Source organism: Candidatus Laterigemmans baculatus, from assembly GCF_010367455.1.
Classification (GTDB): domain Bacteria; phylum Planctomycetota; class Planctomycetia; order Pirellulales; family Pirellulaceae; genus Laterigemmans; species Laterigemmans baculatus.
The window spans coordinates 76,210-89,430 of the sequence record NZ_WRPR01000011.1 but is presented as its reverse complement, the minus strand read 5'-3'; the positions used below and the strand labels follow the sequence as shown (position 1 = coordinate 89,430).

Below are 13,221 nucleotides of genomic sequence, written 5' to 3'. Positions count from 1 at the left end.
TGATGGATAGCCGGTGGTCTCGTGGAGACGGACAACGGCGGCCCTACAGGTTGGCCAGCAGGGGCATGCGGAGGACTCGGCGGACCGAGAGGAGGCTGGCGAGAAGTCCGACGACGAGCACGATCGCCAACATCCACAGCGGCTCGACGACCGCGGGCCACTCCCCTCCGGCGACAAAATAGGGAATCACCGTCGCCAGCGCCGCGCCGACGCCACAGCCGATGCCCACCACTAGCAGCACGGCGTTCTCGGTCATCACGCTCGAGGCCAGACGCCCGCGGGAGAACCCGACAGCGCGCAACAGCGACAGCTCGCTCTTGCGTTCCAGCACGTTTCGTAGCTGGACGACCGCCAACCCAAACGTCCCCAGCAACAAGCCCAGTGCACCGAGACTTTGGAACGTGCGCAAATAGGTGTTTTGGACCTCGAGTAAGCGGGCCAGCACCGCGCGGCTCGAGACGACGTCCATTCCCACGTCGCCGAGTCGATTCTCGAGGATCTCGGTCAATCGCGCCGGATCCGCTTCTTCGCCCGCTCGGATCAGGAAGAACGAGTAGCCGTTGATCTCGGGGAACAGCCGCTCGAAGTTTGCTTCACCGACCAGCAGACTCCCCTGCAGGACTGAGTTGCTGAGCAAGGCGACGACGCGGAAGTAACGCTCCCGACCATCGTCAAAGACAAATCCTCGGACTTCACCCACGCCGCCGCGCATCTGCAGGCTCCAGAGCGCCGTGTTCTGGTCGAGGATCACCGGCACCGGATCATCCACCGTTCCGCGGGCCGGCTGCTCGAGCAGCGCCCAGGGGGTCGCAGCCGCGGCACCCGGCTGCCCCCCAGCGGCCGCCCACTCGAACGGGACGGGAGCCGCGGCACCCGCGTACCACTGGTCGAGCGCGGGGGGAACGCCGAGGACTTGTGGCTGGCTGGCCTGGTACAAGTTGTTACAGCTGGCGTCCTGGCCGGGGCGCCAGCGGAGGCCGAAGATTTTCGCCGAGGCCGCCGCTTCGCCGTCGCGGCCGAGCAGGTCGCCGCGGACCGCCGGATCGCCGAGATCGCGGTAGAGGGGCACGGCGGTTTGGCCGAGCAGATCGAAGCCGCCGACTCCCGCGGCGGTCGGTCGCATCTGAAAGACGCTCATCGAGACGATCAGAAAGCAAGCCACCGCCATCAAGCCGATGCTCAGCGTGCTGCGGAGCGGATTGCGTCCGATGCTTCGCCAAGCCAGCGTGCCGAGGGTGTAATTGCTGCCGACTTCGCGGCGACGCGAGCCGACCTGCCAGTGGCTCAATCGTGAGTAGACGGTGGCCAGCACGCCGCAGAGCAGCAGCATCCCGCCGCCGACGAACGCCCCGCCGCGGGCCGGGCCTCCGAGCTGAGTCGCCGCGATGCCGAGCCCAAGGGCGGCGAGAAAACAGAGGGGGGCGGACCAGTTCAGCACGCGGCCCGAGGCTCCCCGCCGGCGGCCTTCGGGCAGCCGGCCCATCAGCATCGGCCGGACTTGAGCCCCCCGCAGCCGGCGAGTGGTCAGCAGGATGGTGAGGATCGTCATCAGCACCCCGGCGGCAAATCCGCCGACGAGGCTGAGCGTCGACCAGTGAAAATTTAGGAACGGCACGGTCACCGCGCCGACGAACCAGGAGCGGAGCGACCACAGGACCAGCATCGCGTAGCCAATTCCGGCCGCCACTCCCAGGATCGCTCCCGGGACGGCGATCAAAATTCCTTCGCCGAGCGCCGTCCGCGCCACTCGCCGCGATGGCATCCCGACGGCCAGCAACGCTCCATACTCGCTCGCCCTCTGTTCCATCCCCAAGCGAAACAGGAGCGCGACGAGCATCAGCGCGGCGACGATCACGAACAGGCTGAGCGAGAGGAACAACGCGTCGAACGGCGTCGTCCCGCGCGAGGCGGCCAGCTGCTGGGCTTTGATCGGTATCGCTGCGAAGCCGAGTTCCGCTTGCCGGCTTCGTAGCGCTTCGGCGATCCGCTGCTCGAGCTCTTCGACGCTCGCGGCCACCGAGCGATCGATCCGGAGACTGGTCGTCTGGCCGAACCGGCTGCCAAAGTACTTGCGACCGACAGCCAGCGGCAGGAAAGCCTTGGGCGTCAGTCGGTACTGGTTCCAGTAATCGTCGTCGGCCCGCGAGATCTCCCGCTCGAGGCGAAACGGCAGATCCCAATCGCTGATCGAATCCTGATCGGTGACGCCGGGTACGGTGGGAGTCAGATCGGGATCGTTGTACCGCGTCGGCGGGTTGTCGAATTCGGCTGGCCGCCGCCGCCGATACGGGGTCGCCGGTTCGGTGATCGGGACGATCGAAGTCAGCACCGCGGCGAAGGTCCGCTCGCGCTCGCGGCCCCCCTCGGTCTCGGGCTCAAAGTAGGCGATCCGCAGCCGGTCCCCGGGCTCGACCCCAAGACGCTCGGCAGCCCACGAGTTGAGGACTAGCGGCACCGGCTCCCCGCTCGCGCTCTCCCCGCTCGCATCTCCCGCGCTCGACGCGGTGCTGCTGCCGGGGAGCGTGAAATCGAGCGGCAGCGACTCGCTCGAATCGATCGCCGTGATCGTCGAATAGGGAATCGAGGCGGCGGCAGCTTCCCCGCCCGGTGCGTCGAGCGGTGTGTCGTCCGCTGCGTCGAGCGGCTCGATCGCGTTGGCCAGGTAGGTCAGCACGGGAGTGGCGTTGTCGGCTCCGAGCGATTGGCGGACCGCATCGACGACGGTGTCCGAAAGGAGCAAGCGATCGCTGGTCAGGCTGTAGTAGTCGAAGATCTCTTGGGGAGGGCCTTCTTGGAGAGGATCGCCGCCAAAGGTTTGCCGGATCCGTTGGACCCGCAGCCCATAGTCGGCCAGCGCCGGGCGGAGTTGCTCGCTGACCATTTCGACGGCAGCCGGGTCTTCGTCCGCTCCGCTATCGATCAGCAGCACGTTGGCCGCGCCGGGGCGATCGAGCGCGTCTTGGACCAGCTCGAGCGGCAGGAAGACGGTCAGCGGCTTGCTCTGACTGGGCTGCAGACTGAACCGTCCGAGCCCTTCATCGGGGACGATCGCGACGACTTCGAGCCGCGGCAGTCCTTCGCTCTCGCTCTCGCGTCGACCGAGCGGGCTGTCGGCCGGAACGGCTTGCTCGGCCGGCAGCCGGACGGTCACCAAGTCACCGACTCCCACTCCCAGTTCCTCGGCCGCCGCGGCATTGAGTGCGACCGCCTCGCCGCTCGGCAGCGGATCGGGGCGGACACCCGCGGTGCCGAATTCCCAGAACTCCGGCCCGCAGGCGATCGCTTGGACGTTTCCGGCGCGGCGGAGCGAATCGGTCTCGGGGCCCGTCTCGTCGGGAGCTGTTCGCGGAGCTTCGACGGCCGCGCGGCCGAAGAGGATGATGCCCGCGGTGTCGACGGAGGCGGGCAGCTCGGCGGTGAGCCGCTGGGGATCAAAAAAGCCGCCCGGCAGGACCGCGGCATCGATCTCGCCGAGTCGCTCGAGGGTCAGCCCGCGGAGGCTCCCCCGCATCGAATCACCCACCAGCAGTGCGCCGCTGACCACGGCGGTAGCCGCAGCCACGCCGAGGACGACCGCCAGCGTCACCCAGCGGTGAAACCAGACGCTCCGCCAAACGAGGCGACCGACCGTCAATTGCATCGGGGTCTATCCCTCACGAAGTGGGCCAGCGTGGTCCTCAGTCCGAGCGCTGTCTTAGCTGACAGAATAACGCGCGCTTCTGATCGGGGAGCGAGTAATCGAACCCGCAGCTCCGCAGGAAGTCGTCGCTGGCGCTGATCGCCAGGACTTCCATCACGTCCAGCTCGCGGGCTCGGTCGAGGCACCGCATGACCAGCTTTCGCCCGATGCCGCGATTCTGGTACCCATCGGCGACCGCCAGCGACTGGATCTCGGCCAGCTTGCGACTGTAGATTTCGATCGCGGAGAAGCCGACGATCTCTCCTTCGTCCTCGGCGATGAATCCGTGGCGGGTCAGCACGGCGACTTCTTCCGGGGTGCGGCGGAGCAACTTGCGAGCTCGCACGAAGGGCTCGAGCATCTCCAGCAGTCGGGGCACATCGTCGGCGGTGGCCGTGCGAAAGCTGATCTCCGCTGAGCTCATTCGCTTGCCCCCGAGTGGCCAAATTCCGCCGGGCCCGGTTCCGCGTGGCTAATTTGACCGCCGAGTCGGACGGGATTGGTGGCCGTTTTGAGGACTTCGCGCATCAATTCGATGGGCGGTTGGCGGTCGGTAAACAAGCGGTACTGGTAAGCGGCTTGGCGGACGAACATCTCGACGCCGGTGATCGTTTGGCAGCCGGCGGCCCGGGCGTCTTTGATCAAGAGCGTGCGTTCGGGGTTGTAGATCGTCTCGAAGACGACGCAGTCGGGGTTCAGCAGATCGCCGCGGAACGGGGTGCTGTCGAGATCCGGGTGCATCCCCACGGGCGTCGCGTTGACCAGCAGATCGACGCGTGGTCCATGGCGATCCTCCCAGGGAATCGCCGTACCATCGATGTCGCTGGCCAACTGCCGGGCGCGCTCGGCGGTGCGGCTGGTGACGAGCACCTTGGCACCCTTTTGACGCAGTCCCCAGGCGACCGCGCGGGCTGCTCCGCCAGCACCGAGGACGAGCGCCGACTTTCCGGTCAGCGGCTGCTCGTCTCCCTCGGCGGCTCGCATCGCCTCGAGCAAACATTCCATCGCCGCGCGATAGTCGGTGTTGTAGCCCAGCCGCTCCTCGCCATCGAACACGATCGTGTTGATCGCCCCGATGCCGGTGGCCGCCGCTTCGGCCCGGGTCATCAGATCGAGCGCCGCCTCCTTATGCGGGATCGTGACGCTCAGCCCACGGACCCCCAGCTGCGGACAGGCCTCGATGAACGTCTCCAGATCCTCCGCCGGCACGCGGAACGGCAGGTAGCGGGCGTCGATCTCCTGATGGGCCAGCGCCGCGTTGTGGATCACCGGGCTGTGGCTGTGGGCGACCGGATCGGCGACGACGCCGAACAACTGCGTCTCGGGCGTGATCGAATCGTAGCGATACGTCTCCTTCATCTCCCGCCAATTCAGCTGTCCCGGAGCCAAGCGGCGATCGGCGCTGTAGGTCGCGTAGGTGAACGGGGCCCCCAGCCGCCCGGCGAGGATCCGCGTCGGCGTGCCGATGTCCCCCATGCAGATCGCGATCGTGGGGAGCTTCGCGTTGCGAGCCAGCTCCATCATCCGCAGCACGTCGTCGACCGTGTTGGCCATCGTGGCGATCTTGACGATGTCCGCTTCCTGGGCTGCCAAGTGCTGGTGCAGCTCCTCGAGGTTGTCGGGCGTCTGGACGAAATCGTGGTGGCTGACGATCCGCTTGGTTTGGCCGTAGCGGGGAATCGAAGCAGCGATGTCCCCCTCCAAGTCGACGTACTCCACCCCCATCGCGATCGCCCCGCGGAGGAGCATCAACCGCTCTTCTTCAGAGCGCTGCCAGCGGCCTCCGTCCTCGCGGCGGCGGCAGGTGACGACGACCGGGCAGGGACGCTCGTCGAGCAGGCGGCTGAGGTTGACGCTGCGACCGATGAAGTCCAGCCGCAGCTCGACCAACTGGACTCCCTGTTCGGCCAGATATCGATGTTCGGCGATCGTGTACTTGTGCCGGGTACGCCCGACGCTGACGCAAATCATGGATCCGGTTCTGCTCCGTAACCTGCGACCTCATCCGCAGAAGAAGAGAGACTTCTGGGAAATAGCGATGGGGTCGAGTGTGCTGAAAAATAGGGGCTGCCCGGAAGAGCGGGCATCGCTCCTACGATACTTCCGCTCAAGCCGACGGCATAGGTTAGCCGGCTACCGGCTCGCGGCCACCGCTTGCGGTTCGCTGGCCGCCGTCCGCCGCTCGATGAGCATCTCGATCCAGGGCCCGACGTAGTGGCCGTTGTCGTGGAAGGTGCGGCCGCTGAATAAGTTGCCGTCGATCACGCACGGTTCGTCGACGAAAATCCCTCCACAGACTTCCAAATCGAAGCGACATTTAGGGACCGTCGCCATCCGCCGCCCGCGGACGCAGTCGGCATAGGCGGGAATCTCAACCCCGTGGCAGACGCTGGCGATCGGCTTGCCCGCCTCGAAGAAGTGCCGGGTGATCCGCACCAAATCCTCGTCGTAGCGGATGTACTCCGGGGCTCGCCCGCCCGAGAACAAGATCCCGGCGTAATCCTCCGGGTCGACGTCTTTGAAAGCGGTCGCCGCTTCGATCGTATACCCCTCCCACTCCTTGGTGATCGTCCAGCCCGCTTTGACCTCGTGCATCACCATCTGGTACCGCCGTTTCTCCGGGGCCGCGACCACCGGGAGAAACCCGGCTTCCTCGAGCCGGTAGTAGGGATACATCGTGTCGAGAGTCTCGCTGGCGTCGCCAATGATGATCAGTACTTTTTGCATGGCAGGATTCAACCGCAGGTGGGGCCGAGACGGGGAACCGATCGCGGTCTCCATCCTAAACTAGTCTTTCGGGGTCGGGCATCGGGGAGGCGGGCCACGGAAAGACACGGAAGCGCACGGAAGGGGGGGAGGCGGTCAGAAACTTTCTTTCTTTCGTACTCGTACTCAGCGAAGCGGTACTCGTACTCGTACTCGAAGCCGCTCAGCCCCGGAAAGCACCCTCGCGGGGATCGAGTACCGCTCCGCTGAGCACGAGCACGAGCACGAGAGAATTCTGCCCACTGCCTCTCCCCGCCCTTGCTTCCGTGCCCTTCCGTGTCTTTCCGTGGCCCCTGTCTTTCCGTGGCCCGTGTCTTTCCGTGGCCCCCCCCTGCCCCTCTTTCAGTGGGATTGGATCGCCAATTCTCGTGTTTGGCCGATTGGAGCTGTTTGGTAAGATGGTGAGTTTACGGTAATGCACGGACGGATAACTGCGTCCCCCTTACTCTTGCTGAGTTCCATTTTTATGAAGAAGCCCGCGCAAAGCGATCGCCGCTCTTTTCTGAAGACGAGTTCGACTCTGGCAGCCGGTGCGGCTGCTTTGGGCAGCATCTCCGCCCCGGCTCCGGCCTCGGCCGCCGACGGCAACAGCCGGATTCGAATCGGCTTCATCGGCCCTGGGGGTCGCGGTTTCGGCGCCCACGTCAAGAAGCTGGTCGAGCTCCGCAAGGACGGCCGCAAGATCGATTTGGTCGCCGTCGCTGAAGTCTATGAAGTGCAGCGCGACAAGGTTGCCGATTACATCGAGAAGGAGACCGGCACGCCGGTCGCCAAGTACGTCGACTACCGCGACATGATCGCCAAGGAAAACCTCGACGCGGTGGCGATCGGAACCCCCGACCACTGGCACGCCAAGCAGACGATCGACTCGCTCGAAGCGGGTTTGGCCGTGTACTGCGAAAAGCCGATGACCAAATCGGTCGTCGAGGCGCTCGAAGTCGTCGACGTTTGGAAGAAGACGGGGGGCGTGATGCAGGTCGGCGTCCAGTCGACCAGCCTCCCGGTCTGGAATCAGGTCCGCGCCCTGCTCCAGGAAGGCAAGCTCGGCAAGGTGCTCGGTTATCAGACCGAGTACTTCCGCAACTCGGCCCAAGGCCAGTGGCGGTACTACGCCCTCGAGCCGTCGATGACGCCCAAGACGATCGATTGGAAGCGGTGGTTGGGGAGCGAGGAAGGGCTGGCCGAGTCGGTGCCGTTTGACCGCGAAGTCTACAAGCAGTGGCGTCGCTTCTGGCCCTACGGCTCGGGCATGTACACCGACCTGTTCGTCCACCGCACCACGTCGATGCTCAAAGCGACCGGGCTTCGCTTCCCGGCTCGCGTCGTCGGTGCCGGCGGCCTGTACCTGGAATACGACGGCCGCGATGTGCCGGACGTGGCGACCGTGGCCGCCGACTTCAACGAAGGCGTCCAAGGTTTCGTCACGGCCACGATGTGCAACCAAGAATCGCGGATCAATCAGTTGATCCGGGGGCACTTTGGGACCTTCACCTTTGGCAACGGCGAGCAGTTCGACGGCTTTGACTTCATCCCTGAGCGGCCCCAGGTGACGCGTCTCCGCGACGTCGAACCCGAGCGGATCGCGACCGAGCGGGTGGCCGATACGACCTACGCCCACTTCGCCAACTGGATCGATGCGATCGAGGCGGGCGATCCGAATCTGTGCAACAACGATCCGGAACTCGGCGCCGCCGCGATGGCGGTGGTCAACCTCGGCGCCCGCAGCTACCGCGAAGGAGTGGTGTTCTTCTTCGACGCCGAAACGGGCAAGATCAGCACGACTGATCCCGGTTGGGCGAAGAAGTGGGAAGAGCGCTCCGAAGCTCGCGGCAAGCCGAACCACATCCCCGGCTGGACCGCTGGCGATCACGGCAGCACGCTCGAAGAGCCCGATTACATGAAGCTGGCCGGCCCCTGGGTCGACGGCAAAGATCCGGCCAAGTCGTAAGCAGCCGCCGGTTTTTCGCGAGCCTTTGCTCCGAACAAAAAAACGCCCGCGACGGGATTCCCGCCGCGGGCGTTTTTCGTAGACGGCGAGCGCCAAACGCTTGAGCCGTTGAACGTCGGCGCCTCACCCTCCCGGGGGGAGGGTGATCGGGAAGAGAGGTTCTCTGACAGCGATTAGCGCGTACGGCTCGGCAGATACGCGAAAGGTACTGGCGCAAAAAAAGCCCGAGATGGGATTCCCGCCTCGAGCTTTGGCCATAGGGGGCTGAACTGCGTGGCAGTCCAGCCTCACTTGGATCGCTGTCGACTACGACTCCAGAGCGAACTCGAGCTGCTCGGAGTTGGCGTCGCTGATCGTGGTCTCCAGTTCGGAGTCGACGTTGTAGCGGCTCGGAATCCGCTCGGCGGCCAATTGTTCCTGGGCCGCTTCGGGACCCGGAGCGGCGGGAGCGGCTTCGGTCGTGCCGTCGGTCGCAGCCGAATAGACCCGAACGGTGTAAGTGCCCGGCATCACGCCCTGCTCGGCCGGAATCTCAAAGCGACCGTCGGTGATCACTCCGCCGGTCATGCCCGCCGCTCCCGCTTCGGGATGGAACTCGATCGTCCCCCGATCCAACGGCTGGCCATCGAGCGTCACCTGGCCCGCCAACGGCAGCCGGCCCGAAGTGTCACCGCCGCAACCGGTGGAGAGGATCGCTGCCAGAGCCAGCGCCATTCCGCCAACCAAACCACGACTCGTCAAACAGTCAAGCATGTTCCGTGAAAACCTGTGCAAGTGAGAATAGAGGATGGCGGATTACTGATTCAACTCGAGGACTTCTCCACCACGCGAAGTGCTCAGACCGCGCCAGGTCTCCAAGTCGATCGTCTCGCCGAACAGACGCACCGAGCCGTCGCAGAGCGCCACGTTGACGCCGCCGGGATGCTGGCTCCGCGAGGCGAACATTGTCGGGTTGGTGCTCGAGCTGACGTCGCAGGGCATTCCCTTGACCGGCTTGCAGTAGCCGGACGAGTAGATCCGGTCCGGCAGCGGGCTGTTGGGACCGAGATAGGACTCAAAACCCGACGCGTCACCCCACCACAGGAAACCCCGCAAATCGCTCCCCTGCCCTTGGCGGACTTCGGCGACCATCAGCGTGTTGCTAGTACCATCGGTGACGCTGTGAAAACCAAACTCTTTGGAAGGATCGGCCGAGAAGGGAGCTCCGCCAAAGATCACGCCGTTCAGGTTCGAGACCTGCGTTTTGCTCGTGTTGCCGTAGTTGACCGCATAGTTGTGGCTGGTGATCTCGCCAATCGGGCTGTTCTCTTGGTCGCTCGGACAGGTCAGCATGTCGTAGCGACGGCCGGTGACGTTTTCGACGTTCGGCGAGCCGCTGTACCGCACGCCGGTCGAGGAGGTATCGCCCCAGCTGACATACAGATCGGCAACATTCCCTTGCTCAAAGTAGGGCATCAGCAGCACCGGCCAAGTGCCGTAGCAGCAGCCGGCAGCCCCGGTGGGGAAAACATTGTGCGTATCGTGATAATTGTGCATCGCCAGGCCGATCTGCTTGAGATTGTTGCTGCAAGACATCCGTCTCGCCGCCTCGCGAGCTGCCTGAACCGCTGGAAGTAACAGTCCGACCAGAACGCCGATGATTGCGATCACCACCAGCAGTTCCACCAAAGTAAAAGCACCGCGCCGCCGCATACTCATTGCTCCAGAAGTGAGAAGAAAAGATAGAAAATGCGTCACAGCGTGAACGAAACACCACAGACGTGTTCGCCTTTGCTGCTGTGTACATCCTTTCCATAGTCGGAATTCACGCAATTTTCAAAAAGTGAACGACCGCGCTGGTTCGTTCAGGTGGTGTCAGATCCTCTCTTCCATAAAGTGCCGTGCATGGCCGAAAATTGACCATTAAGGGATGTTAACGCCCCGTTGCGTGTGCTACCACGCGTTAGAAAAAAGTCAAGCCGCTGCGGATTTTCCCGCGACTCGGCGAAACCTTCGGGTGCGGCGCGGGTTTAACGCAGCTCGTTTAACGGCAAGCCGAAGGCGACTGCTTTTTAAAACACAGTCGCCTTCGGCTTGCCGTTAAACGATTCTTTCGCGAGCGGTTTGCGACTCGCTGTCAGTCGCTTCGGCGGAGCGTGAACTGCTCGTCCTCGGAGCGGACCACCCACTTGGAGCTCTCGCTCACCTGCTGCTCAGCTCGGGGTTGCTCGCCACCGCCGATCTGGATTTGGGTCGGCCGGCACCGCTCGAGCGTCAACGTCGCCCGCGGCGGAAGCTGAAACTCGCGGCTTTTCGACTCCCCTTGGACCACCAATTGGACCGGCTCGTCCGCCGCGTTGGTGACGTCGATCTGGATCCGCGCCGACTCGGGACGACCAAACATCTGCACTGCAAAGACCGTCGTCCCTTTCTCGCCGACCGCCAACCCGACGCCGGTCTGCGTCACGGCCGGGTCGAGCATGTTCTTGCGGTGTTCGGGAGACTCCCGCCAGCCCTCGAAAAAGTGGCTCGCCAGATCCACCGAAGCCAACCCACGAGTCTGCTGCCGGTAGGCGATGTTTTCGAGCACGATGCAGTACTCGTATCCCGCTGCGACCGCCCGCTCGGCCGGAGTCCGCCCGTCGGCATGGTGCCCATACTTCATCGTCTCGGCCATGTACTCGGCGAAATCCTTCGCCGCCTGCTGCAGGTCCTGATCGACTTCGACGGGCGACCGCTGCTGTTGCTCACGAAACTCGTTGGTGCGCCGCACGATCTCTTCCCGAGTCGCGGCAAGCTCGAATCTCTCGGCCGCTGGCTCGTCGGGATCAGAAAGTTGCTGCGCATCGGTGTCGGGCAGAGTCTCCACGCTCTGAGCGACCGCCGGCGAGAAACAGCCGACGAGCAGAAGGAACGTGAGAAGCGGACCACGGCTCAGGGAAGAAAAAACCATTGCAGATACCTCCGGAAGCGAAGATCAAGCAGTCAATCTACTTGCCCCCCTAGCGGAGCGAATCGTATGCCTAGGGTTCGGTGAGCCGACGGCGCTAGCCGCGGGTGCTGCAGCGGATATCCCGGGGCTGCCTTGCCCGAGGCTAGCGCCTACGGCTCAAAAGATTGGAATCGTCAAGTTCTCGGCCAGTGCGCAGCGGGGGCGCTACGGCTCGGCAAAGAACTCCACGTAGGTTTCCGGCCGATCGTCGCGAGAGCGGTATTCACGATAGGCGGTGTAGTGCAGCCGACAGCGGGCGACCAATCCCGTATACCGCTGGCGGAGGCCGGCCGCTTCGGCCAACTGCTCGAACAGCGGCAACGACTCGAGCATCGCGGCGCATTCGAGTTCCGTTGCCGGCCGCCCGGCGAACTCCACGTGCGCTGGAAGCTGGCTCAGCGAAGCGGCCAGGCGATCGGCCAACTCCCGGGTGCGACGGCTCGCCTCGGCCGCGTCGGCTTCGGGAGGGACGAGTGCATTGCGAAGCGACTGGAGGACGTTCTCATCAAGATTCGCGTCGCCCAGCTTCGGGTCGTCAAGATTGGGGTCGTGTGGGGAGTGCATCGGGGTGCTTCGCTTCGGCAGAAGCCGTTGGAACCAAGGTGCCGCCGGAGGGGGGCGGCAGGCGGATTGGCCTCGATTGTGCAGATTCGTTTTGCCGCAACCGGTACAACCATTAGTATGCCGAGCCCTCTTCGCTTTCCATCCATCCCGTCTGACTTCCACTTCCCATGAACGACTCCCGCCACGATGGGTCCCTGTCCGACATTCCGCTTCCGCCCGAGCACCTTGAAGCGATCAAGGAGGCCCACGAGGTGCTCGAGCATCCTGGGCTGGCGGCACGGCTGACCGAGCTGGTGGGGATGCCGGTGGAGCGGGGACTGCAAATGCTTCCGACGGCAGCCAGCGAGTCGATCAACGCGGCCACGATGAAAGCCCTGACCAAGGCGCTCGATCTTGCCGTCTCGACGCTGGGCGACAAGACCGACGCGGGGCCCCGGCTGTGGTCGCACAAGTTGATGGCTGGAGTCAGCGGAGCGGCGGGCGGTGCGTTTGGGCTCCCCGCCCTGGCGATCGAACTGCCGCTGTCGACCGTCCTGATCCTGCGGAGCGTGGCCGATATCGCCCGCAGCCACGGCGAGGAGCTGAGCGAGCTCGAAGTCCGTTTGGCCTGCCTGGAGGTGTTCGCTCTCGGAGGAGGACGCAAAACCAGCGAAGAGGGGAGCGGCGAAGATGAAGGGACCGAGATCGGCTACTTGGCGGTTCGGGCCGGGTTGGCCAAGCATGTCTCGGATGCGGCCAAGCATCTCGCCCGCAAAGGATTGACCGAGCCGACTGCGCCGCCGCTGGTCCGGTTCATCGCGGTGATCGCCAAACGCTTTGGAGTGGTCGTCAGCGAAAAGGTCGCCGCTCAAGCCGTGCCGATCATCGGAGCGGCGGGCGGTGCGCTGCTCAACACCTTCTTCATCGATCACTACCAAGACATCGCCCGCGCCCACTTCACGATGCGGGCCCTCGAGCGGGAGCACGGCACGGAGCTCGTCCGCCGGATCTACCGCAACCTCTAGCGGGGCGATGACTATTGAGCCGACGGCGCTAGCCGCGGGTTCCGTTGCGCTGACGAAAGGTCCGAACTTGCGACTGGACGCCGCTACAGCGTCACGCTTCTCGGTGACGCAGACCGCATTGGGCTCGAGGCGAGGCTCTATCAGAAAACCCTGAGCCGACGGCGCTAGCCGCGGGTGCTGCAGCGGAAGTCCCGGGGCTGCGAGGCCCGAGGCTAGCGCCTACGGCTCAAAAGAGTGAAATCGCCGGGTTTTCTGACAGAGCCTAGCGCCTACGGCTCAAGGGATTCGC

At 64.5% G+C, this 13,221-nt stretch carries 10 protein-coding genes; 2 read left to right on the top strand and 8 right to left on the bottom strand.

Annotated elements, in window-relative coordinates:
* Window positions 1-43: 43 nt before the first annotated feature.
* From GNK13_RS02020 to GNK13_RS02005, 4 genes are all read right to left on the bottom strand, one after another.
* Window positions 44-3,640 carry an ABC transporter permease gene (locus tag GNK13_RS02020; RefSeq protein WP_164100769.1) on the bottom strand — a complete coding sequence of 1,199 codons (3,597 nt, stop codon included), beginning with the start codon at window positions 3,638-3,640 and terminating at the stop codon, window positions 44-46.
* A 37-nt stretch (window positions 3,641-3,677) separates the two neighbouring features.
* A complete protein-coding gene (locus GNK13_RS02015; RefSeq protein WP_164100768.1) occupies window positions 3,678-4,103 on the bottom strand; it encodes a GNAT family N-acetyltransferase in 426 nt (141 codons plus the stop codon).
* Window positions 4,100-5,650: a shikimate dehydrogenase gene (aroE, locus tag GNK13_RS02010; protein WP_164100767.1), complete on the bottom strand. Its 1,551-nt coding sequence runs from the start codon at window positions 5,648-5,650 to the stop codon at window positions 4,100-4,102. The genes GNK13_RS02015 and aroE overlap by 4 nt, the downstream gene beginning before the upstream one ends.
* Window positions 5,651-5,812: 162 nt before the next feature.
* The gene (locus tag GNK13_RS02005; RefSeq protein ID WP_164100766.1) at window positions 5,813-6,406 is read right to left on the bottom strand and encodes a DJ-1/PfpI family protein; all 594 of its coding nucleotides are present in this window, start codon (window positions 6,404-6,406) and stop codon (window positions 5,813-5,815) included.
* 505 nt (window positions 6,407-6,911) lie between these two features.
* Here GNK13_RS02005 and GNK13_RS02000 point away from each other — a divergent pair.
* Complete coding sequence (locus tag GNK13_RS02000; protein WP_164100765.1) at window positions 6,912-8,393, top strand: Gfo/Idh/MocA family protein; 1,482 nt, start codon at window positions 6,912-6,914, stop codon at window positions 8,391-8,393.
* Window positions 8,394-8,699: 306 nt separating this feature from the next.
* On the opposite strand, the gene GNK13_RS01995 is transcribed toward GNK13_RS02000, so the two are convergent.
* The 4 genes from GNK13_RS01995 to GNK13_RS01980 all read right to left on the bottom strand — a co-directional run bounded on the left by GNK13_RS01995 (window position 8,700) and on the right by GNK13_RS01980 (window position 11,928).
* Window positions 8,700-9,146, bottom strand: a complete 447-nt coding sequence (locus tag GNK13_RS01995; protein WP_164100764.1) for a hypothetical protein — start codon at window positions 9,144-9,146, stop codon at window positions 8,700-8,702.
* Between the two features lie 42 nt (window positions 9,147-9,188).
* Window positions 9,189-10,085 carry a DUF1559 domain-containing protein gene (locus GNK13_RS01990; RefSeq protein ID WP_235934720.1) on the bottom strand — a complete coding sequence of 299 codons (897 nt, stop codon included), beginning with the start codon at window positions 10,083-10,085 and terminating at the stop codon, window positions 9,189-9,191.
* Window positions 10,086-10,509: 424 nt separating this feature from the next.
* Entirely contained in the window at window positions 10,510-11,325 is an 816-nt protein-coding gene (locus tag GNK13_RS01985; protein ID WP_164100762.1) for a CAP domain-containing protein, read from the bottom strand.
* Window positions 11,326-11,529: 204 nt separating this feature from the next.
* Window positions 11,530-11,928, bottom strand: a complete 399-nt coding sequence (locus tag GNK13_RS01980) for a hypothetical protein (RefSeq protein ID WP_164100761.1) — start codon at window positions 11,926-11,928, stop codon at window positions 11,530-11,532.
* Between the two features lie 167 nt (window positions 11,929-12,095).
* On the opposite strand from GNK13_RS01980, the gene GNK13_RS01975 reads away from it, so the two are divergent.
* Window positions 12,096-12,932 (top strand): EcsC family protein, encoded by an 837-nt coding sequence (locus tag GNK13_RS01975; RefSeq protein ID WP_164100760.1) that lies wholly within the window; start codon window positions 12,096-12,098, stop codon window positions 12,930-12,932.
* Window positions 12,933-13,221: the final 289 nt, after the last annotated feature.

Bases quoted from the DNA above. Each gene is read 5' to 3' on its own strand.
- aroE (WP_164100767.1), bottom strand. From the start codon at position 5,650: ATGATTTGCGTCAGCGTCGGGCGTACCCGGCACAAGTACACGATCGCC.
- GNK13_RS01990 (WP_235934720.1), bottom strand. From the start codon at position 10,085: ATGCGGCGGCGCGGTGCTTTTACTTTGGTGGAACTGCTGGTGGTGATC.
- GNK13_RS01995 (WP_164100764.1), bottom strand. From the start codon at position 9,146: ATGCTTGACTGTTTGACGAGTCGTGGTTTGGTTGGCGGAATGGCGCTG.
- GNK13_RS02015 (WP_164100768.1), bottom strand. From the start codon at position 4,103: ATGAGCTCAGCGGAGATCAGCTTTCGCACGGCCACCGCCGACGATGTG.
- GNK13_RS01975 (WP_164100760.1), top strand. From the start codon at position 12,096: ATGAACGACTCCCGCCACGATGGGTCCCTGTCCGACATTCCGCTTCCG.
- GNK13_RS02005 (WP_164100766.1), bottom strand. From the start codon at position 6,406: ATGCAAAAAGTACTGATCATCATTGGCGACGCCAGCGAGACTCTCGAC.
- GNK13_RS02000 (WP_164100765.1), top strand. From the start codon at position 6,912: ATGAAGAAGCCCGCGCAAAGCGATCGCCGCTCTTTTCTGAAGACGAGT.
- GNK13_RS01980 (WP_164100761.1), bottom strand. From the start codon at position 11,928: ATGCACTCCCCACACGACCCCAATCTTGACGACCCGAAGCTGGGCGAC.
- GNK13_RS01985 (WP_164100762.1), bottom strand. From the start codon at position 11,325: ATGGTTTTTTCTTCCCTGAGCCGTGGTCCGCTTCTCACGTTCCTTCTG.
- GNK13_RS02020 (WP_164100769.1), bottom strand. From the start codon at position 3,640: ATGCAATTGACGGTCGGTCGCCTCGTTTGGCGGAGCGTCTGGTTTCAC.